Annotated in this window: 16 protein-coding genes; 2 read left to right on the forward strand and 14 right to left on the reverse strand. The window is 45.5% G+C overall.

Annotated features, from left to right (window positions below; all coding sequences use genetic code 11):
* Nucleotides 1–117: 117 nt before the first annotated feature.
* On the reverse strand, nt 118–2,004 hold the full coding sequence (locus R8O70_RS00315; protein WP_054578607.1) for a methyl-accepting chemotaxis protein: 1,887 nt from the start codon (nt 2,002–2,004) through the stop codon (nt 118–120).
* A gap of 364 nt (nt 2,005–2,368) precedes the next feature.
* On the opposite strand from R8O70_RS00315, the gene R8O70_RS00320 reads away from it, so the two are divergent.
* Complete coding sequence (locus R8O70_RS00320; RefSeq protein WP_054578608.1) at nt 2,369–5,119, forward strand: M16 family metallopeptidase; 2,751 nt, start codon at nt 2,369–2,371, stop codon at nt 5,117–5,119.
* A gap of 88 nt (nt 5,120–5,207) precedes the next feature.
* On the opposite strand, the gene R8O70_RS00325 is transcribed toward R8O70_RS00320, so the two are convergent.
* Both R8O70_RS00325 and R8O70_RS00330 read right to left on the reverse strand, forming a co-directional pair.
* Nucleotides 5,208–5,660: a bactofilin family protein gene (locus tag R8O70_RS00325; protein WP_080773744.1), complete on the reverse strand. Its 453-nt coding sequence runs from the start codon at nt 5,658–5,660 to the stop codon at nt 5,208–5,210.
* The gene (locus R8O70_RS00330; RefSeq protein WP_005374721.1) at nt 5,564–6,517 is read right to left on the reverse strand and encodes a M23 family metallopeptidase; all 954 of its coding nucleotides are present in this window, start codon (nt 6,515–6,517) and stop codon (nt 5,564–5,566) included. Before R8O70_RS00330 ends, R8O70_RS00325 begins: the two co-directional genes overlap by 97 nt.
* 427 nt (nt 6,518–6,944) lie before the next feature.
* On the opposite strand from R8O70_RS00330, the gene R8O70_RS00335 reads away from it, so the two are divergent.
* Nucleotides 6,945–8,699, forward strand: coding sequence for a hypothetical protein (locus R8O70_RS00335; RefSeq protein WP_017634495.1), 1,755 nt, complete (start codon nt 6,945–6,947; stop codon nt 8,697–8,699).
* 81 nt (nt 8,700–8,780) lie between these two features.
* Here R8O70_RS00335 and R8O70_RS00340 read toward each other — a convergent pair whose 3' ends face one another.
* From R8O70_RS00340 to R8O70_RS00390, 11 genes are all read right to left on the reverse strand, one after another.
* Nucleotides 8,781–9,425, reverse strand: coding sequence for an START domain-containing protein (locus tag R8O70_RS00340; RefSeq protein ID WP_017820098.1), 645 nt, complete (start codon nt 9,423–9,425; stop codon nt 8,781–8,783).
* Nucleotides 9,426–9,502: 77 nt separating this feature from the next.
* Nucleotides 9,503–10,687, reverse strand: a complete 1,185-nt coding sequence (locus tag R8O70_RS00345; protein ID WP_017820099.1) for a multidrug effflux MFS transporter — start codon at nt 10,685–10,687, stop codon at nt 9,503–9,505.
* Complete coding sequence (locus tag R8O70_RS00350; RefSeq protein WP_054578609.1) at nt 10,684–11,328, reverse strand: recombinase family protein; 645 nt, start codon at nt 11,326–11,328, stop codon at nt 10,684–10,686. The genes R8O70_RS00345 and R8O70_RS00350 overlap by 4 nt, the downstream gene beginning before the upstream one ends.
* Before the next feature lie 146 nt (nt 11,329–11,474).
* Nucleotides 11,475–12,482 carry a LacI family DNA-binding transcriptional regulator gene (locus R8O70_RS00355; protein ID WP_017820101.1) on the reverse strand — a complete coding sequence of 336 codons (1,008 nt, stop codon included), beginning with the start codon at nt 12,480–12,482 and terminating at the stop codon, nt 11,475–11,477.
* A gap of 217 nt (nt 12,483–12,699) precedes the next feature.
* Entirely contained in the window at nt 12,700–14,433 is a 1,734-nt protein-coding gene (locus R8O70_RS00360; protein WP_054578610.1) for a sodium:solute symporter family transporter, read from the reverse strand.
* Entirely contained in the window at nt 14,426–15,421 is a 996-nt protein-coding gene (locus R8O70_RS00365) for an ester cyclase (RefSeq protein WP_054578611.1), read from the reverse strand. Before R8O70_RS00365 ends, R8O70_RS00360 begins: the two co-directional genes overlap by 8 nt.
* A 49-nt stretch (nt 15,422–15,470) precedes the next feature.
* Nucleotides 15,471–16,445, reverse strand: coding sequence for an ester cyclase (locus tag R8O70_RS00370; RefSeq protein WP_053307979.1), 975 nt, complete (start codon nt 16,443–16,445; stop codon nt 15,471–15,473).
* 513 nt (nt 16,446–16,958) lie between these two features.
* Nucleotides 16,959–18,239: a TRAP transporter large permease gene (locus tag R8O70_RS00375; RefSeq protein WP_054578612.1), complete on the reverse strand. Its 1,281-nt coding sequence runs from the start codon at nt 18,237–18,239 to the stop codon at nt 16,959–16,961.
* On the reverse strand, nt 18,236–18,799 hold the full coding sequence (locus R8O70_RS00380; RefSeq protein ID WP_054574865.1) for a TRAP transporter small permease: 564 nt from the start codon (nt 18,797–18,799) through the stop codon (nt 18,236–18,238). The genes R8O70_RS00375 and R8O70_RS00380 overlap by 4 nt, the downstream gene beginning before the upstream one ends.
* Nucleotides 18,800–18,857: 58 nt before the next feature.
* On the reverse strand, nt 18,858–19,853 hold the full coding sequence (locus tag R8O70_RS00385; RefSeq protein ID WP_054578613.1) for a TRAP transporter substrate-binding protein: 996 nt from the start codon (nt 19,851–19,853) through the stop codon (nt 18,858–18,860).
* 268 nt (nt 19,854–20,121) lie between these two features.
* Nucleotides 20,122–21,078, reverse strand: coding sequence for a LacI family DNA-binding transcriptional regulator (locus R8O70_RS00390; RefSeq protein ID WP_025768661.1), 957 nt, complete (start codon nt 21,076–21,078; stop codon nt 20,122–20,124).
* Nucleotides 21,079–21,091 lie beyond the last annotated feature (13 nt).

A 21,091-nucleotide genomic window follows, 5' to 3' on the forward strand; every position in this document is an offset into this window, starting at 1 on the left:
TCTTACGTCTTTCGAAAGCTATCTGCAATAAAAGCGTCGAGCCATAAAAATAAACCCCGCTAGTTATACATTTGCTAGCGGGGTTTGTTGTTTTTAAGTGCGTTCCTAACGTGGCGTTTAAGCCAGTTTAAACGTCGCTACTTTCGAGTTGAGATCCTCGGCTTGTGATTTCAGCTCAGCAGATTGATTCATCGATTCTTCGGCACCAACCACCAAGTGATCGGTCACATCTTTAATTGACGTGACGTTTTGCGTGATTTCATTGGTTACGTGCGTTTGCTCTTCGGCTGCGGTTGCAATTTGCGTTGCCATATCGCTGATCAACGCAACGGCCGCGTTGATTTCATCCAGAGCCAGTGCTGCGCGATCGGCATCTTCCACCGAACCTTGGGCAAGTTGAGAGCTTGTATCCATGATGGTCACAGCGCGTTGTGTGGTTTGCTGCAAAGTCTCGATCGTCGAGCGAATCTCTTCGGTTGAGGTGTGTGTGCGTTGTGATAGTACGCGAACCTCGTCTGCAACAACGGCAAAACCGCGACCTTGTTCACCTGCACGCGCCGCTTCAATCGCCGCATTCAGAGCCAGTAAGTTGGTTTGTTCTGCGATGTCTCGAATCGTTGATAGTACGGTTGAGATGTCTTGCGCGTGCTGGTTGAGCTCGCCGATGACAACGCTCGCTTGGTTGACTTCAGAAGACAAATTATTGATGGACGATTTGGAATTGATCACCAACTCATGACCATTTTGTGTGCTCGCTGAAGAGTCTTGAGCGGCTTTAGCCGTCTGCTCTGCATGTGCTGCAATCTCTTGCGTTGCCGATGCCATTTCGGTCACAGCGGTCGCCACCATAGTGATTTCTTGTTGCTGATGGTTCAGATCAGAAACCGATTGATTCGCGCGATTCGTGCTCAGCTCCGATTGTTGGCTCAGTTCTTCCGCTTGGTGACGAATGTGACCAATAAGTTGCTGCAAACTTTCAACGAACTGGTTGAAGTTTTCAGCCAGCTCACCAACTTCGTCACGGTTTTCTACTTTGATGCGTTGAGTTAGGTCGCCGCTACCGTTGGCGATTTGCGCAAGCGCATTCGAAACATTGTAGAGCGGACGGAACAAGATGTTACATAGCAGGTTAAACAAAGCCACACAGATAACGACGACGATAGTGGTTGCGATGATTTGATCCCAAACTGCATCGTAAAGTGGGGCAACCAACGAGTTTTGATCTAACACTGTGACCGTTGTGAGTTTGGTACCCTCTATGTGGCGCGCGTAAATCACATATTCGATGCCGTTAATAGAGACGCGACGTTCTGTACCTGAACGTGCGGCTGACGTAATGTCGTTGTTGTTGAGGCCTAGCTTGCTAACCGGTTGATTCAGCAGTTTACCGTTGTTATGAGTGAAAATATTGCCCTGTTCATTGGCAATAAACATATAACCTTCACCCGGTAGGATCACTTGGTTCAGACTGTTCAGGATATCACCGATCTCTACGTCAGCACCCAGAACGACGGTTTGACCATGCAATTGCAGGGCTTTACCGAGCGACACCACATTCGCACCAGTTGCAGCAGCAACGGTCGGGTTATCCATAAAGACTTTCGATGGGTTGGCGATTGCATTGGTATACCAACCCCACTTACGAGGATCGTTATTACCTGGTGGCAAAACCACCCCATTAGCGTTGTCTTGTGACCCGTCCGGGTAAGCGAGGAAAACGTTATCGAACGCGCCAGAGTCTCGGACTTGTTTCAAATGCGTAACCAGAGAACGTTTCTCTGAATCAGAAGAGAGTGAAGTCAGTGCGCGCTCTTTAGAGAGTAGCCAGTCCTTTACGTATTGATTGTAAGATGCGCTAGTGCTTTCTAGTCGCTGTGCGACTTCGACATCGAGCCTGTTTAATGAATCTCGAAAAGACAGCCCCTCTACCAGCACTCCCCCGAGAATGATGGCGGCACTGGCAGAGATTGCCAGTTTGTTTTTTAATGATAGATTTTTGAACATAAAGCGAATAATAGATCTTTGAATAATAGTTGTTGTGTTTTTATTCTCATCAGTGCTCTCTGCGCTGTTGAATATGCAGCAGAAAGTCAGATTCGAATCTGTTCAATAATTATATTTTATTGCTCAAAATAAATACTGACTCCATGTCGCGAATTTGAGTTTTACATCAAATAAGCAAAAGGATTTGGAACGATATTAATTATGTATTTGTAAAGTAAGGATTTGTCGATTTTTGTAAATGAGAATTGATTTCAATAAATGGTGATCTTTATCACATTTGCGTGTCTGATAATCCATTAAAAATGTGAAGGTTATAGCACCGGATATATATTGATTAGCTTAATCATTGTTATGGGCAATCGTTATGCGCAGTATATTGTTAGTCCCCGCGTTATTAGTGTCAGGGTGTGCTCTGATACAACAGTCGACGCCGATTCAACCTGACGCCAACTGGCACGTGGACCAGTTATCGAACGGTATGAAATACCATCTTTATCCAACAGAAGACCAAGAAGTCTCGGTCCGTTTGGTGATGAACATCGGCTCATTCCAAGAAACATCTTCTCAAAAGGGTTACGCTCACTTTGTTGAGCATATGGCGTTTAATGGTAGTGAGCATTTTACCGGTAACGACGTTGTCAAACTTTTCGAGCAATCTGGTGGTAGCTTTGGCGCTGATATCAACGCTTTTACCAGTTATCAGCAAACGTCTTACCAACTTGACCTTGCGAATAATACGAAGCTAGAAGATGCCCTGAAGTGGATGAGAGATATCGGTAACGGACTTGAGTTTGCTCCTGAGCAAGTAGAGAAAGAAAAAGGGGTGATTCTCGGGGAATGGCGACGTGCTAATCCGGATGATAAGTCCTTTTCTATGCATGCTTACCAAGCCTCGATTGAAGGCACTATGTATGGTGAGCATGACCCAATTGGTACTCGCGAAGCGATTCAAAACGCTTCCTCGAGTAAGTTAAAGGCGTTTTACGACAAGTGGTACCAGCCACAAAATGCCGAGTTGATTGTGACCGGTAATATCGACATAGATTCACTGTCCAAGATTATCAAAAGCAAGTTCTCGAACTGGGAAAGTACCTCGGATACGGTAATAGAGAAGCGCCGTGATATTCGAGTGAACAACGAAAACAGAATCTTGCCAAGTAACACGATGGAATCACCAAGTCTTCATTTAGTGATTGAGCGTGGTCTAAGTGGCGGTACGACGATTGAGCAACAACATGAAGTGTGGCGTGATGAAGTCGCAACACAACTCATTCAACAGCGTTTGATCCGTGTACTCAGTGATGCCGCTGAACCTTTTCAATACGCTTATGCAGAGCCCTATTACTCTAACTATCAGCGTATGATGTCGGCAGGGATTTCGTTTGCACCAGATCGCCGCGAACAAATGCACCAGACTTTCATTCGTACCTTGGCGTCGTTGAGAGATTATGGTGCGACTCAATCCGAGTTAGATAGCGTTATGTCAAATTGGCAAGGTGAACTTGCAAATATTGATTCAGATTGGAGTCAGCGTAAGCCAAACAGTTACGCAGAAGCACGTGTTTTTCAAATTGGACAAGACAGTGTCAGCCAATCAAAAGAGAATTATGCCCAGAGTTTGGCAGAATTCATCAACAACGAGAATTTAGAGAGCATTAACACACAATTGGATGCCTTGTTATCTCAGCAGCCAAGCTTTTTTATTGGTTTGGGGAAAAGCGAAACGTCAGAACAGTTCAATGGTGTATTTGCCGCTCTAAACAGTGCCTATCTTCAAACTGGCGAAAAACCGTTAGAGATGTATGACAAAGTGGATGGATTCTTAAAGCCTACCCAGGAAGGCAGCATCACGAGCATGCGTCAGGAAGCGGGTGGTTTTCAAGTCTATACGCTATCAAACGGTGTCGAAGTGTGGTTCCAAAAAGATACTAAAGCGGGTGGTCGAGCGTATATTTATTATGCGAGTCAAGGTGGTAAAGCCGCTGTTGATCCGACGTTGTATGCCGCTTATGAAATCGCAGCAACAACGGCAATACGCAGTGGGTTAGGGGCATTTTCTGGTTCAGAGCTAGATAGCTACTTACGCAAAAACAACATTGCGCTTGGCGCGATGCTTGATGCGACCAGTCACGGAGCGCAAATTACGGCGCCAAATACGCACCTAACTGATGCTTTGAATGGACTATACAACCTAGCGACGGAGATTAAAGTCGACGAGCGCCAGATGGCGGCAGCGAAGCAAGAGTTTAAACAGCAGAGCGGCGCTTTTTTTGAATCACCGATGGGAAAACTGATTCAAAAAGCAAACGGCAATTCTTATTTGCCGGGTAGTCGTCATCGTATAGTGTCCAGTGATGATGTTGAACAAGTGACTTCCGAGCAGATACTAGCGGTGCATGAGCAACTTTTCAAAACCAATGATGGTTTTAAGATGGTTATTGTTGCAAACGTAGAGCCGGAAGAAATTACACCACTTTTGCGTAAATATGTGGCCTCTATCGAAATGAAACCGAGTCGTTCGATTGATTATCACGTTGCGTTTAACCCGGAAGTACCGGAGCGAACTGTGGTTGCGGATGGGCATGAACCTTCATCGTTGTATGTAATGCGTTTGACTAATACGAGCGATTACCAACGTACGGCAAGAGACACGGTTATCGAAGATATTTTGCAACGTATTAGTAATGCACGTGTTTTGGATATTGTGCGAGAAGAGTCTAGCCTTGATTACAGCCCGAGCATTTACACCATGACACAAGATCGCGAACCCATCTCTGATTGGCTCTTGGAGTCTCAAGTCGAGCCCGAAGAGGTGGCACTTTTAGAGAGTAAACTGGGCAAAGTGTTTGATGGTTTAGCGTCAAATATTACCCAAAAAGAAGTGGATACGGCCGCGAAACAACTGGCAGTCGCGATGCAAGGATTGGATGACAATCCAGCACAGAGATCATGGGCATATACTCGTTATTTGGTGCATGATTACGGCGTCGATGTGTTGCTTGACGTTGAGAAAGTGGCTAAGAGTGTGACGTTAGATGAAGTGAAAGCGCATGCAAAATCAGCTTTTGGTCCACAAGCAAAACGCTCGGTGATGGTTTTAAATCCGGCTGAATAATCACGTAGTTTCTGACGAAAATCGTGGCAATAGTAATAAAAAAGACGGCGTGAAAGCCGTCTTTTTTAAGCACTTTAATCAAAGCGTTTTATGCTGATTTACGCGCAAGTCGCTTTTCATTGTTGGTGTTGTTTTCTTTTGTGATCGCACTGTCTTGAGCCTTACCCTTTAACGTTACCACTTCCTTTTCAGGTAATTCGGCTGCTTCACCAAAGAATTTGCCACCAGGTTCAATGCTGAGGTTATTGCTCCAGATCCTACCGCTTACGCGTCCCTTGGCAAGCACTTGAATGTGTTCTGCGTGACAGTTTCCGTCCATCATGCCGTTAATGATCAGCTGTTTAGCGTAAATTTCACCGTTTACTCGCCCGCTTTCTGCGACAACGAGAGTGCCTTCCACGTTAATTTGACCATCGACGATGCCATCAATCTGGACATCGTTTTCTACTTTGAGTTCTCCGCTAAGAGAACAGCCTTTGGCGATGAGAGTTGAAGCTGCTGAGCTACTCGTTGTTCCACTGTTTTGATTAAAGATTCCCATCGTATTCTTCGCTCCTTAGTAAAAATGTCTTCGAAATCATTAAGGCTCCAATCGACAAATGGTTTCGGATTCAGTGCTCGCCCAACAAATCGCACCTCGTAATGCAGGTGAGGGCCAGAAGAGAGCCCACTGTTGCCGGAAATTGCAATCAGCTGCCCTTTTTTGACGAACTGACCACTTTTTACTTTGAACGCTTTCAAGTGCGAATAAGAACTCGAAAAACCGAAAGAATGTTGCAGCCTGAGGAAGTTACCAGAGCCTTTATTACTGCGGCGGGTGACTTCCACTACCCCATCGGCAGGGGCATAAATTTTGGTGCCGATATTTACGGCAAAATCGAGCCCACGATGCATCTTGGCAACTTTTGTCACCGGATGGATACGCTTACCGAATCCGGAAGATAGTCGTACGTTGCCGACTGGAGAGCCACTTGGTATTTGGTTTAATAACACCATGCGAACGTTTGAGGTTATCGCCGCTGCATCGAGCCTAGCATCCAAGTTATTTGTCGAGGTATGTTCTCCAACCCCAAGCACTTTCTCTAATTCACCCAAACGTTCCGAAACAAGTTGTACCCGTTCTTCCCGTTCTGAAAGGTCATTTTCTAGCTCTGATTTAAGTGTTTTCAGTGTGCTGAGCTCTTCACCCATGGTGCGTGAATGCTCTGTCAATTCAGCTTGTTTTAACGCTGCATTATCAACGCGAGTGTACAAGTGATGAATTAAGATTACGGTCGCGGCCAGAGCAACAACAAAAAAAACGAAAAACGTTTTTATGTTGCGTTGCATCCTTTTACTGAAGTACCAATGTCTTGAGCCATTGATAGTTGATATAGAGATCGTCAACTGGTCTTTCATCGTCTTCTATTGCTCGTATTTGGTATACGTCTCGTCACTGAGTTAGTAGGAATGTAAGGAAAACGAGTAGGGACCGCCAGAGGCAAATTGGAAAGAAGTGTCAGGTCGTGAGGCGTTTTCAGATATTAGATAAAAGACTCAATAAAGATTTAATATTCTGCTGATTTTGGTCGTAATTACTCCAAATCGCTTCATTTAACTGAATATTATGATTTTTAAGGCGGTTATCCGAGAAATTGGATTGTGAATATTGCCAATAGCATCCGCACGCAATTCAACTTACTTCACGGTTTGCCTTATAAATGTTGGATAATTTATCAAACCGACATTCATTACATCGATAACTTGTTTATGATAGCGGTTGATATAAAGCACTATTCATTGGCTTTAAACCTAAGCGTTACATTTCGTTTAGGAACACATAACTATGACAACGGAGTTGGTCGTGAAAAAACTACTATTGGCTACAGCAGTGGTCGCAGCAGCAGGGGGCGCTGGCTACCTGTACCAAAACAATACTACCGCGAGTGATGCAGGCTCACTGTTAACGCAAGTTCCTGCAGATTCACTTATGGTGACGTATCAGACAGAACCTTTTAACCATTATAAATACATGAACGCATTCGGTACGGCGAATCAAGGCTCGATTGCAGAACTTTTTGCCGATGAACCACTGTCTCCACAACAGCAGTTTGCAGTTAACTTATTCGATGGATACCTAGAGAGTGCTGCGTCGCCAGAAACATTAAAAGCTTATTTGGGCACCGGGGAAAACATTAATCCTGTGTTGTACACAATTGGTATGGTACCGGTGTACAAAGTGGATATTGAAGACCCTGCCGCGTTATGGAAAACACTGGATCATGAAGAGCAGATGAGCGGCGCTAAGCATGAGTTGGTTAAGCTTGGTGAAGTCGAGTATCGTCGTTACGAGATGACTGATTCAATTGACCCGCAGGACGGTATTGGCTTGGTTGTAGCCGTGGTTGATAACGTGCTTACGTTAACGGTTGATGTTCCGCAACTGGGCGTTCAAAACCCGATTAAAATGGCATTAGGGCTTGAAGCACCAAGTCAAAATATTGCTGACAGTGGACGCCTTGAGGCGTTGCAAGCCAAATACGGTGAAAACAACAACTCTTTTGGTTACTTTGATCATCGCGAAGTGATTAAAGGTTTGACGACGAAAGATGGCAATATGTTTGCTCGTCAAATCAGCACGTTGGATGCAATAGATCCTGAACCAACGATTGAGGAAATGCGTTCACCAGCCTGCCATACTGAGCTTACTCAAGTTGCAGAAAACTGGCCTCAGTCCGTCGCGTTTGCAGAATACAAGATGAAAGGCGATCAGGCGTTCATTAAAGGTTCTTTTGTTGTTGAGTCCAACAATAAAGTGATTCTAGATGCGCTCAAGTCGATTCGTGGTGTATTGGCTGAGTCTAAAAGTGATAAGAGTTTCTTTAGTATGGCGCTTGGTTTAGACATTAATACTCTAGCGCCATCGATTGGTCAGATTTGGGCTGACTTGACCCAGCCTCAATATCAATGCTCTTTATTGACACAAATGCAGCAAGAGATGGGCGGCCAGAATCCAGCAGCCGCTGTAAGCATGGGGTCAGGCATGGTTAATGGCCTTAAAGGGTTAAGCCTGCAAATGTTTGATATCAAAGTAGATACTAATGCTCAGCATGGTGAAGTATTTAGCCAGCTAGATGGTATGTTGTCTCTTTCTGCCAATGATCCAATGATGCTTATTCAAACTGCGCAAATGTTCGTTCCTGAACTTGCTCAATTGCAAATTCAACCGGATAACCAACCTGTTAATGTCAGTGACCTATTAGAAATGCATACTGGCATGAAGGTGGACGTGTTTGCTCGTCTAAACGAAAACCATTTCACCCTTTACAGTGGTGATAGTGCTGCGGAAGCAAGCAAAGAAGTGATGGCGCAATCACTTTCTCCAAATGGCTTGTTCAGCTTTGATTTTGATTCAGAGCGTATTTTGGAAGTGTTAGAGAGTGCGTCGTCAATCACAGGGGAGCCGGTTCCGGATGATGTTGTCAAAAGCTTACAAGGCGAGCTTGTTGGTGGTATGACGATGGACGTGACAGACCAAGGTATTGGTTTTGAGTTTGATTACCGCGGTGCAACTAAACCTGTAACGGTTGCACAGCAGTAACACATTGCGTAGAAAAAGGCGGCTTGAAGCCGCCTTTTGTTATTATGTACCGTATTAAAAAGCGAGTGGGAAGAGCGACGCTTACTCATCTATTTGAGGATGAGAGTATTGCTGATATTCAGGTAACTCTTTTCTTAAATTACTAAATGTCGCCCATGCACTTTCTTTTGAGAGTTTGTTGATCAGCCAGTTTGGCAATAGACCTCCGGGGTCAGCAAACGCCTTGTATTCCACGAGTGTTGTATCGTTTGTGAGTTTTTGTAACTCCCAAGTCGCATCAACCGAGCGAATTCGAACATAACCATTTTGTTCAGCAAGATATGAGTCAGGTGCGCTTTTGATTTCTATCGTGAATCCCAGCTCATCGACCCAGTACTTTGAGTAGGTGACCATATCCCGATTTTTGGCAGGCCATGGTGCTTTAAACTGGGTGTAAACGATGTTCTCGGTGGCCGATATCTGATTTAAAACCCGGCTATGACTGGCATTGTCAATCCAGTTCGGGATATTGTCACTGTCTTCCAGTAGCGTTAAAAATGCACCATAGCTGGTGGGTGTGAACATCCGGGCACGGATCTCAACTAAACCGTCACTATGTTCTCGGGAGTAAATTGTGATTCCATTCTTGTCACTCTCGAACTGCCAGTTCTCGTTGGCGCTCGCATCAGTGCCAGCGGATATCAATGTGGCGAGTGTTAAGGCGCCCATTCTTAAATGCAACATCATGTTAGTATCCGCCAACTTTTCCTAAATTTAAGTTTATACGATTTGTCGTAACTATAAGGACAATAGTATGTTTTTTGTTATCGTTCTGAAGGTTGCTCTGCACTGAAGCCACGTTGAATGTTGGTGAAGGTAAGCGATGCAAATATTACGATAACGATCGCTAGATGCCATGCTTGACTCAATCCAAGCTGCACCAGAGTTAAGCTGACCAATGAGGAGACGACCATTTGTCCACCACCAGACATTGCCGCTGCGGCACCTGCTTGCTTTTTATAAGGTTGCATTACCATCGCTTGTGCACAAGGTAGGGCAATACCATTACCCAAGATCATTAATAGCTGTCCTAGCATCAGAAATAGAGGCTCAACAGGACAGAAAAATAACCATATTGCGGCAGCGAGGTGAAGAAATGGGGTGCAGAGCAGCATTTTTTTATTGCCAATAATTGGCCTTACTCGGTTACAAATCGTGGTACCACATAACATACCCAAAGCGGGAATGAGCGCCCACATCGCGTATTGAGCGGAGGTCATGCCAATTTGATCTTGCATGATAAATGGCATCACAGAGACTGTCGTAATCATTAAGCTGAAGTTTAACCAACTGATACTGGCGAAACTCATAAAGTAACGAGACGTAAGTAAGCTCTTGTATTGGAGTAACATTTTTCGGGGTGACGGAATGACAGAACGTTTTGTGATGGTTTCTGTGAACTTAAAGGCGATGATTACCCAAGCCAGCGAGACATAGCCCAACAGAGAAATAAACACCATACTCCAACCGAAGTGGAAGTTGATAAAGCCGCCAATCACAGGTGCAATAAGTGGCGTGATTGAAGCCGCCATGGCGATGTAAGACATTGCCACTGGGAGTTCATCCCCGCTAAATCTATCTCGAGTCGACGCCCTCGCGAGTACCGCGCAGCATCCTGTACCTAACCCTTGTAAAAAGCGCCCCATCACCATCCCTGTAAATGTGTCACTGAAGAAAATAATTATCAGCAGACCAGACATCGCGATGAGTAAACCGGTAAGTAATACTCTTTTTCGTCCTAAAGCATCTGACACTGGCCCGTAGATAAATTGAGAGGGGCCGAAGCCGAGCAAATAAATACTCACAAGCAGTTGAGCTTGGTCGAGGGAGATGGAAAAGTCTTTTGCTATCCATGGCAAAGAGGGCATAACTAGCCCCATGCTCAACTGGCCAACGCTAATAATAAGACAGGCGAGTAGTATAGTATGAAAGTTGATTGGGCGACTCATGACTGGTCTCCATTCAAACAACCTTTTTGGCGTCGTGAGCTTAAGCCGCCTTCGTCATCCACTTCATTTAGCTTTGCTTTGACCCGCTTCACAGTCGATAGACTGACTTCGCATTGCTCTGCTACGTTTTGCAATGTGTAGCCTTCTAGCAGTAACGTTGCGATCTGTTGGTGTTTGGTTTTGTTTGCGGGGCGGCCGCGAAACTTCTGTTTCCATAATTCTGGCTGCTCTTTAATGGCCTGTCGCCCTTGCTCTGCGGCAAACAGGCGATGTTCAGTCTGCACTTTCCCATATCCAGATAACACTGTGAGTAGTGTTTGAGTCTGAACAGAACCTGGCTCAAAAGTTATTGATTCACATGCAGTTTTCAATGTTACCCCTTTATCGAGTAGCATTTTTATCGTGTTCAATGCTTGACTAAAGTCGCGACCAAATGCGGTCAGCCACCAGAGCACAATCGTATCCCCAGCTCTGACGGAATCGAGCAGTCGTAAGAATGCCTCTCTCTCGGTTGGAGGCATGCAACCACGAACCTTATCCTCAAAATGCTGAGCTTCGGGCGCAAAAGCTTTTAGAGTATTAAGGTGCTCTTGGTAAGCTCGATTTTTTGGCGAATAACGAGTGTAAAGATACGTGGTCATAAGGATTATGAGCCTCTTTTTGTTTGGTTCATATAGTGTAATGGCTCATAAATATACATGGGTTCATTAATGCTTACAACACTAAATGAGCCGTTTGGGAGTCAGAGGCAAATAAAAAAGCCAACCGAATGGCTGGCTATAGCTATTTAAGCTTTTGTTGTCTGGCGCTCGATTAACTTCACTGGCACCATCATTTTTACTAGGCTGCCGTTTTTCGTATTAATTTGATCAACAATGATCTTCACGCACTCGCGAGCGAGGCGACGGAAATCCTGGCGGAACGTGGTTAATTGATAGCTTAACCATTCTGTCTGAGGAATATTATCAAAACCAATGACTTGTAAGTCCTGAGGAATCCTCAACCCGCATTCTATACGGGCGATATCCATGACCGCCATCGCAAGGTTATCGGTTGCACAGAACACCGCTTCAGGCCGATTTTTGTCTGCCAGTATGGCACGGACTTTATCAAGTGAGCTCGCGTAGTCATAGCTGGCTTCAATGATGCGTGGCGTCTTGCCGGTTAGGTCTTCAAATTCAGAGCAGAAGCCGCTTTGACGTTCGTCATTCGTAAAGGTTGGCACTTCTCCCGTCAAATAAACCGCGTTCTTCACGCCACTTTTGTGCAGAAGTTGCGCAGCTTGTTGGCCTGCTTCGTAGTTGTCACTGATAACGTAGCTACTCCTAGTACCTTCAACAACTCGTGCGTATTGAACAATTGGGATATTAAACTCTTCACATTCTTCATAAAGGGACTTATTGAAGGTTGCGGAAGCAGCAATGACACCATCGACGCGATACTGGAAGATATTTGGGATTGAGTGGCCCTCTTCTTCATCCACTTGCCATGGAATCAATACGGCAGAATAACCTTTTTTCTGTAACTCACTGGAAATTAATTGCAGTGTTTTCATATGGATAGGGTAATCCGCATCAGGAAACACCAAACCTATCAATTTCGATTCGTTTGTGGTCAGGCTACGTGCAAAGGCGTTAGGGCGGTAGTTAAGGGCTTTAGCCGCTTCAAAGACTTTTTGCTTGGTCTTTTCGGATACTGAGCTACCCGGAACAAACACGCGCGATACAGTAGATTGAGAGACGCCTGCCATCTTTGCCACATCTTTTGATGTGACTACGTGTTTAATTGATTTCATGAATAAAACTTAGTTGCCAGTAATTGAGGTCATAAGACTAGCATAAATAGGTACGTATTCATAAATGTTCTGACGGGGTATCCTAAGTAGAATAATGGCTTTGGAGTGTTAAAAAGCAAAATGTGGGTTAACCCATTTGGTTTGCTTTGAGCTAGCACTAGATCTAGAGCGTAGATACTGTCCGTTTGTTGGACGTACAGTATCTACGTAAAGAACATTAATTTGCTTGTTTGACTGCAACTTTACGTTTTGGGGAGAGGAGTGAATACCCCATGTATCCGATGCAAGCGGTAGCGACAAGAATAGAGCAGCCACGCATAAAGTTAATCAGCATAGGAGCGTTGTCGGTAAACGCGTTGATCCCCCAAAGCATCACGATCGAGAATACAAACATCACTAGTAAGCCATAACATGGAGCATCGATTTTGCCGGGAACGACATACCAACCATCTTCCTTGATTGGTTTATTTAGACGAGCATATTCCGCTTGCTGGCCTTTCACTGTGTAAAGATGCATTTCATCTTGTTTACCCGTCAGGAGAAGGCTAGCAATGTAAGCGACAACGGCATTCACAAGGACGCCAATCACGCAATACCAAGGCCACGCAATATCGGTCGCAACGGCTACATACCAAATCACCAAGAAGCTAGCAGCAACGCCAATCAACAAGCCTTTTTCCGTAATGTGTTTTGAGTAGAACCCAAGGACAAACATACAGAAGCTTGCACCGACAAAGTAAGAGCCTGCCTTACTCAGCACTTCCAGTACCGAGCCTGTGCTGGTGGCAAACATGATCGCTGGAATGATGACCAAAATCGCCCACGCCACCGTGAAGAAACGCGATACCTTCAAGTAATGCTCTTCCGACTCGTTTTGCTTGTAGAAGCGTTTGTAAAAGTCAGCCACAGAAACGGTCGCCATTGAGTTAAATGCGGAATCGAGACTCGACATACTTGCCGCCAGAATCGCTGCGGCAATGATGCCCATCAAGCCTGGCATTCCATATTCACTCGCATAATGAAGAATGATGGTATTGCCGTTTTCAAACTCTTTACCGTCGTAATAAGCGTTGAACAGGACGCCAAGCAAGATAAAGACAAAGTAAATAAAGAAGGCCACGTAGCCCATCATCAACATTGCCTTTTTCGCATCGCCCATGTTTTTCGCGGCCATACAGCGTTGTACCATCATCTGGTTACCGCCATACACGGTGGTGTGGAACATCGTCATTGCGATAACGCCGGCCCATACCGTCGTTACTTGGCTTAGGTCAAAACTTGTTTGTAGGGCATCTGTCATTCCTTTCGCTTTGAGTTCTGCCATGACCTCCGTCATCGGGGCAGGCATGCCATTCCACACGGCTTCGATGATGATGAATGCGCCAATAAATAAGATTACTGCTTGAATAACATCGGTCCAAATGACAGCCGCTATACCGCCCATTACGGTGTAGATGAGGGCAATTGCAGTGACGATCATGATGCAGTACATCACGTCGATACCAGTAATGAACTCTAAAATCATTGCTGTCGCGTAGAGTACGGCTGCCGAGCTCAATGCTTGTTTGATAAGGAAGATAAACGACAAAGTCAGTCGTGAAGCCTTACCGAAGCGTCGTTCTTGATACTCGTAGATAGAGGTTAAACCGTTGTTGTAGAAAAACGGCATAAACACAGCCACGATGAAGAAGATCACCAGCGGATAATTGAGGTGAATCGCGATAACCGACAGGCCTTCTTTGTAAGACCAAGCTGGCCCGCCAAGGAACGACATGGCACTGACGTAAGTACAAACGACTGAAATACCGATCGCCCACCAAGGGATGTTCTTATCACCCAAGGCGAATTGGCTAGCTGAAGTTACTCGCTTACCAATCACCGCACCCAATACTAGCGTTAGGGCTATGTATCCACCAAGGATGCTCCAGTTAAGTGCGCCAAACTCATGCATAATTAGGTCCTTCTAACTGTTCTTTCATTTGTGCAAACACGTCATAGCCAAGTTGCAGCAGGATATGAACGATGTCGATCGCCACCCAGTTTTCTTTCAGTAAATCGCCTTCGCGTCGCCAAATGTCCATAACGCGAAGTTCGATGTGTTTTCCGGTTGGGGCAAGACCGAGCCATCCACTGTGACCAGTGTGAGTACCATGCATATGTGGCCAACCACCTGTGGATACGTAGTCATTTTTGGCCAAAAAATTGACCTCAATATCGACACTTCGGTCAGGGAAGGCAAACACAAATGGCGCTTGATGGTGGTTACGGAAACCTTTGATACCGCGTGTAGTACCAATACCAGCAGGGCCGTACCACATGAAGTCATTGTGCCAGTAGTTTTCTAAATCCATCGAGAAAAGATCTTTGCCATCAAAACGACCCAAGCAAGACAGCATATCTTCAACCAGCTGGGCGCTCTTTTCACTTTCTTCCAAAGACACAATAGATTGTTGAATACCGTTAGAAGTTGCAGGAGAAGGAACCAAGCCATCGTGACCTAAGCTTTTACGAAGAGGGTTGCAGCCTGCTTGATTCATCGCATCGATGAAGTCTGGAATCATGTATGATTCGGTGATTTGGTCGTTCTCCACACACACCATTTCGGTGTAACGCAAGTAGAGTGTTTTCCCTGTTGCTGGGATGCCAAACAGTGGTTGTTCAAATGTACCGATAAAGTAGCCGGTAGAGTTGTACCAAGTGCGGCCTTCGTATTCGCCGTGCATCACAATTATTGGTCGGCGCTCGGCGTCAGGCAAAGCATTCACAAGTGGTGAGAGGAAAGATTCGTGGGTTGCATCTGGGCCATTAAGATCGTTCACAGGGTGCGCCACGCACCATTTTACGTCAGGGTTCAAAGTTTGCAGAGCGGCCTGTTTTTGCTCGATGTCTGCGGCTTTGAAGTAGTTCTGGTAGAACTGTTCGATGATGTTGAGTGACATGTTGCTTCCTTACTGTCTGTGATTTTAATAAATAGTGTTTAGTCAGCCGTTAGCCTTGTTGTAGCAGGATTTGCTTCCAGATTGCGGTCTCGTCAAACAAAGTGAATTCGCGACGAAGACCCCAAGGGCCAAACTCAGCGTGGCTGATCCCCATGATGTAAACCTCTTTTCCTGAAGGCTTACCAAACATCCCGTATCCCTCATGCTTACCGTGCAAAGACCATCGAATTGCCGCGCGTGGTGACATCATGTCGTCATCTCGGCCAATACGATGGTGAACGGTAAATTGAGCATTTGGGAAAGACGCACGAAGTGCCATCCAAAAATGATCGACTTCCGAGTGTGATAGGGCAGTTTGACCGCCACTGTATTCGCCGATGCAAGCGCGGTCGTACTCTTTCGGTACTATAGAGAACTCGGCATTCATAAGGCTTCTGAGAATTGCTTCGTATCGCTGACCATATTCGTTGTCGTTGCCTACGCCCAAATAAGGTCCAGGAATGTCGACTTCAGGTGTGAACGGAAATGGGCTTGATTCCACGCCACCTTCAAATTCGATTTGTTGGCGTGCAAACTCTTCTGACGTCATACCCAGTTGTTTCGCGATATCGGCTTGATCGCGAACCAACCATTCGTCATTGATTTGGTTATTGATAGCGTGGCAATCTGCGATAATACGGAAACGAATTTTGCGGTTCGAGGCTTGCCCGTAGAAGCCGTTGCCACTGTGTGTTGCAGTAGAGATGATTCGATGAGAAGAAAGCATGCCTTGTTCCGGGGTGCCTGACCAAATGACGTCTTCGCCATATAGCGTGCGATCGGGAAACTCGGCCAGTGTCGCCATTGTTGCACTGATCACCCCTTCGTTTCCTTGAACGATAGAGAGTGGAGTACGCACAACAATGTCGGGAGAGTAGTAGTGTTCTAAGGTGTTTAAACCTCGGTCTTCCCAAATCTCTTTTGTGATACCAAGAATGTAGTCGGGAAAATCACGCCACTTTTCATCGAAGCCAACCATGGCCATAAATCACCTCCGTAATTGAATAATTATGTTTTGATTACGTATTCAAAATATATCATGTTGCCATTTTGTCAACGGATTGTTTTTCGGTTGTTTAAATAGCGTGCTGATGATCAGATTTTTAACAATTGAGCGGAAAATAAACTAAAAAAGTACAGGCGAGATGGAAGCTATCTCTTATCGAGACGTGTTAATAAGAAAGGAGGTCAAAGTTTTTTGTATGAATTTTCTAGTATCTTATTGTTTTTTAATCGCTTAATTTATTTTGATCTGTTTGAATGGAAACAAATGATTAAGCCAAAACTGATAATCATGCAGATCAAGGCACCCAAATAGACTTTATCGCTAATATTCAGCTATTTTGGTGTCAATTATCCTAATATCTTTCAGATTTTCCCTTTGCATACGAATGCTTAAAGGCTTTTTTATTAAATCGGAAGTAGATAACGAATAAGCCACTAGAAAGGTGTTTATCTAGTGGCTATAACAGTCATAAGCGCTCTATGAGTGCAACGATCAGGATAAAAGCGCAGGTAATGATAGCGAGATGGCAGGGATGAAGGTAATCAACATCAAGGCCACTATCATTGCACCAATCCAACCCATGATGGCTTTAGAGAGCGACTCTATCGGTACTTTGCCTACCTGACTTGCCATAAACAGGTTGGCACCCAGAGGAGGCGTAACAAAGCCAATGGCCAAGTTCACGATCATCACGATCCCAAAATGAACGGGATCCATGCCGAGTGCTGACGTAATGGGTAACAGAATTGGCGTGAGAATAACAATGGCTGCCAGCGTTTCCATAAAGGTACCGACAAGCAACAACAGGACATTGATGCAAAGCAGTATCAGAAGTTTGTTTTCAGTAATCGATAGAATGAACTGAGCAATCTCGGTCGGTAGACGTTCTAGGGTCAATATGCGGCCAAACGTCACGGACGCACCCACAATGACGAGTACTGCGCCAACTAACAGTGACGACTCTAGAATGATTTTCACAACTTGCGCTGGTTTGAGCTCTTTATAAACAAACATGCCAAAGAATAAGCCATAGAGCACACCAATGGCGGCTGATTCGGTAGGTGTGAAGATACCGGAATAGATACCGCCGAGAATGATCACGGGGAGTAGCATTGCCCAACTGGCTTCTTTTAGCGCATCAAGACGCTCTGCCCAGGTCGCTTTGCGCTCGTTACCTGTGTAGCCCCGCAATTTTGAGACAATTAGACAATAGCCGATCAAAACCATACCGACGACCAAGCCAGGAATGATGCCCGCCATGAACATCTTAGTGACGGAGACTTCAGCAGTGATCGCGTAGACGATCATCACCACAGAGGGTGGAATAATGACGCCAATTCCGCCGGAGGACGCGATTAAAGCACCTGCAAAGCTGCGGTCGTAGCCTTTCTTCACCATCGAAGGAATCATCGTCAGGCCGATAGCGGCAACAGTGGCAGACCCTGTTCCAGAGATGGATGCGAAGAACATACACGCCACAATGGCCACGATACCAAGCCCGCCAGTAAAGTGGCCAAAGAAGACCTCCGCCACATGCAATAATCGTTTTGAGATCCCTCCTTGGCTCATAAGGTTACCTGCTAAGGTAAAAAGAACGACGGCGAGGAGAGGGAAGGAGTCGAGCCCTGTCACCAAGCCTTGTACTAAAAACTCGATGTTAAGGAATGGCAGGCTTAATATCGCGACCATACTGGCTGCCGCCAGAGCAATACCGACCGGAACGCCAATGAGCAGAAGCAGACCAAAGCTGCCAAACAAAAGTGCAGACGTCATGCGTTAAACTCCAATAGTCGGTTAGAAGTACGATACTTTGCTTTGATATGGCGATAGCGTTGGCGAGAAAAGCGAACTCGTTCATTGCTGGTGGAGCACGCGTTCACACGTTGATAAATGCTTGTCACTAGGCGCGCGCAGCTTAATAGTGCGCAAACTAAAACAGAGGCATACAAACACGCAATAGGAATTTCCATTGCGGGTGCAATCTGACCGAGTTGCAGGCTGCGGTTTATAACCTTAAATCCAAACCAGGCGACAGTTGCACTAAAGGCAAGGTAGATAAGATCAGAAACAATCAAACTGAATTGCGTCCAATTGCCCGGAAGTTTATCGATGAACACACGAATGCGGATGTGCCGATCATCTCGGATACAATAGCTGATACTCAGGTACATCGCCCATACGAATAAATAACGAGCCAGCTCTTCAGCCCACGCGATCGTTGCATCGAACAGGCGTAGGGCGATTTGCAAGCACAGTAAAGTTGTCATCGTTGAGATCGCGATAACGATAAGGGTTGGTTCTAGGTATTTGCCTAGTAAGCGAAACCACTTCATGTTCACCTCCAAAACGAGAAAGCACGACCTGTTGCCAGATCGTGAAAAAGAGTGGGAGTTATAGGCGTTCTATCTCGGCCATCACGTTGTCAAACAAGTCTTTACCCGTTTTACTGCGCAAGTCCTGGTACACGGCCGCATTCATTTTCTCTTTCATGATGCTGCGTACCTCGTCTGGGACGATGTTAACCGTCATGCCTTTTGCTTCGAGCTCTTTGATTACTTCTTGGTTTTGCTTAGCGGCGAGCTCACGCTGTTTTACGATGGTTTCTTTGCTTACTTCACTGATCAGCGCTTGTTGTGCGGCCGGCAGTGAATCCCAAAACGATTTGTTCATGAACAACACGTAGTTGGTGTATATATGGTTAGTTAAAGAGAGGTACTTTTGTGCCTCGTAAAAACGTTCGGCATAAATAGAGTAGATAGCACTTTCTTGAGCGTTAATCAGGCCTTGTTGTAACGAGGTGAAAATTTCTCCCCAAGACAGAGGTGTTGGTGCAGTACCAATAGATTTCCACGCGCTTATTTGAGTGGGGTTAGATGCCGAGCGAATCTTTAGCCCTTTCAGATCCTCAATACTATCAATTGGCTGTTTGTTGTTGGTTACGCTACGAAAGCCGACCTCCATAAAGCCAAGTCCATGAAAGCCTTTTGATTCCATAGCATTCAACAATGGTTGTCCGATCTTCTCACTGTCGAGCGCTTTGTGTGCTTGCTCTTCGCTATCAAAAAGGTAGAACACGTCGAGCACGTTAAACTCTGGGACGTAGGGAGAGAGTAAAACTGACGCACCAAACGTCATTTGTAAGTTGCCTTGCTGCACGAGTTCAGTCGTCTCACGCACATCGCCTAGTTGTCTTGCCGGATAGATTTCAACTTCTATCTCACCGTTTGAGCGAGCTTCCACTTCTTGTTCGAAATAGAGCATTGCTTTGTGTACGGGAGAGGTTTCTTGACTGTCATGAGCAAGACGAATAACACTGGTTGCAAACGTATTCATACTGCTAAATGCAAGCCCCAGTGCGGTAAGTGAAGTAAGGATTGCTTTCTTCATCGTTCTTCCTTGTTTCTGGTATGACCTGCCATGGGCATTCGTCGGCAAGTCACACAACTTTTTATGTTTTTATAAATTAGTTGAGCAATTCATATCCATTTTGCATACGAATCCAAAATAAAACATTAAAGTAACAAGTCAATAACAAGATTGATGAATTGATGAGGTATTAAATAACGATTGGTGAAAATTTAATCGTGATCACAGAAAATGCCTTACTCGAAAGCAAGGCATTTTGTTTTATGAAGAATGAATAAAAATGGATTTATTAAATGGTGCTACTACGTTCGATCAAGGTGCCTTGCTCGAAAAGGTATTCGCCAGTTGCATCCAGGTTGCCGTTGATTCGATTCATCAAGTCTTCAACCGCTCGTTTAACAATTTTGTCGACTGGTTGAGCAATGGTGGTCAAATCATAGCTCGGCCATGCAGACATCGGAATGTTATCTACACCCATCACAGAGAAGTCTTGGGGGATCTTTGCTCCGGCTTGTCGCAAGCCATCCATCACACCCATGGCGAGGATGTCGTTTGCACAAAAAATTGCATCGGGTTTGCTAGTGTGCGACAAGATCGCTTTCGCCGCTTCTAAGCCTGCTTCAAAGCTGTACTTGGCTTGGATAAAGGTTGGTGACGGGGAGCCGAGTTCTTGCAATTTTGAAGAGAAACCCAGCCAACGCTCTTCACTGGTCATGGAGCCAGCATCGCCACTGATATAAGCACACTGTTTTGCGCCTTTCTGCGTTAAATACTCGGCTGCTTGTTGGCCCGCCAAGCGGTTATCAATACCAGAGCTGTTGGCATTAATACCCTCGGCGTAGCGGTTGATCAAGCTTAAATGAACGCCAAACTTTTCGCATTGGGCAAACGCGCGTGAAGTTAAACGGCTGGTGGCGATAACGAGTCCGTCCACTTGGTATTCAATGGCGCGTGAAATGGCGAGATCGAGGTCGTCCTTGTCGATAGGGCAAAGCACAACTTGTCCGCCACGCTTTTGAATTTCGACAGCCAAAGCACGAGATTGCATGTCGTACATTGGGTTTGATTCGCTATCTAACGCAATCGCCACTAAGCCTGAACGATTCGAAATCAGACCTCGGGCGATGGCATTCGGTGTGTATCCGAGCTTAGCTGCGGCATCCATCACCATTTTGCGTTTCTTCTCGCTAATACTCGCAGTCGGGCTGAATGCTCTAGATACCGTCGATTGAGAGACGCCGAGCATCTTCGCGACGTCG

Origin of the sequence: Vibrio sp. 779(2023) (assembly GCF_033344285.1) — a bacterium.
GTDB classification, from domain to species: domain Bacteria; phylum Pseudomonadota; class Gammaproteobacteria; order Enterobacterales; family Vibrionaceae; genus Vibrio; species Vibrio alginolyticus.

Bases quoted from the DNA above. Each gene is read 5' to 3' on its own strand.
- R8O70_RS00315 (WP_054578607.1), bottom strand. From the start codon at position 2,004: ATGTTCAAAAATCTATCATTAAAAAACAAACTGGCAATCTCTGCCAGT.
- R8O70_RS00320 (WP_054578608.1), top strand. From the start codon at position 2,369: ATGCGCAGTATATTGTTAGTCCCCGCGTTATTAGTGTCAGGGTGTGCT.
- R8O70_RS00325 (WP_080773744.1), bottom strand. From the start codon at position 5,660: ATGGGAATCTTTAATCAAAACAGTGGAACAACGAGTAGCTCAGCAGCT.
- R8O70_RS00330 (WP_005374721.1), bottom strand. From the start codon at position 6,517: ATGAAAGACCAGTTGACGATCTCTATATCAACTATCAATGGCTCAAGA.
- R8O70_RS00335 (WP_017634495.1), top strand. From the start codon at position 6,945: ATGACAACGGAGTTGGTCGTGAAAAAACTACTATTGGCTACAGCAGTG.
- R8O70_RS00340 (WP_017820098.1), bottom strand. From the start codon at position 9,425: ATGATGTTGCATTTAAGAATGGGCGCCTTAACACTCGCCACATTGATA.
- R8O70_RS00345 (WP_017820099.1), bottom strand. From the start codon at position 10,687: ATGAGTCGCCCAATCAACTTTCATACTATACTACTCGCCTGTCTTATT.
- R8O70_RS00350 (WP_054578609.1), bottom strand. From the start codon at position 11,328: ATGACCACGTATCTTTACACTCGTTATTCGCCAAAAAATCGAGCTTAC.
- R8O70_RS00355 (WP_017820101.1), bottom strand. From the start codon at position 12,482: ATGAAATCAATTAAACACGTAGTCACATCAAAAGATGTGGCAAAGATG.
- R8O70_RS00360 (WP_054578610.1), bottom strand. From the start codon at position 14,433: ATGCATGAGTTTGGCGCACTTAACTGGAGCATCCTTGGTGGATACATA.
- R8O70_RS00365 (WP_054578611.1), bottom strand. From the start codon at position 15,421: ATGTCACTCAACATCATCGAACAGTTCTACCAGAACTACTTCAAAGCC.
- R8O70_RS00370 (WP_053307979.1), bottom strand. From the start codon at position 16,445: ATGGCCATGGTTGGCTTCGATGAAAAGTGGCGTGATTTTCCCGACTAC.
- R8O70_RS00375 (WP_054578612.1), bottom strand. From the start codon at position 18,239: ATGACGTCTGCACTTTTGTTTGGCAGCTTTGGTCTGCTTCTGCTCATT.
- R8O70_RS00380 (WP_054574865.1), bottom strand. From the start codon at position 18,799: ATGAAGTGGTTTCGCTTACTAGGCAAATACCTAGAACCAACCCTTATC.
- R8O70_RS00385 (WP_054578613.1), bottom strand. From the start codon at position 19,853: ATGAAGAAAGCAATCCTTACTTCACTTACCGCACTGGGGCTTGCATTT.
- R8O70_RS00390 (WP_025768661.1), bottom strand. From the start codon at position 21,078: ATGCTCGGCGTCTCTCAATCGACGGTATCTAGAGCATTCAGCCCGACT.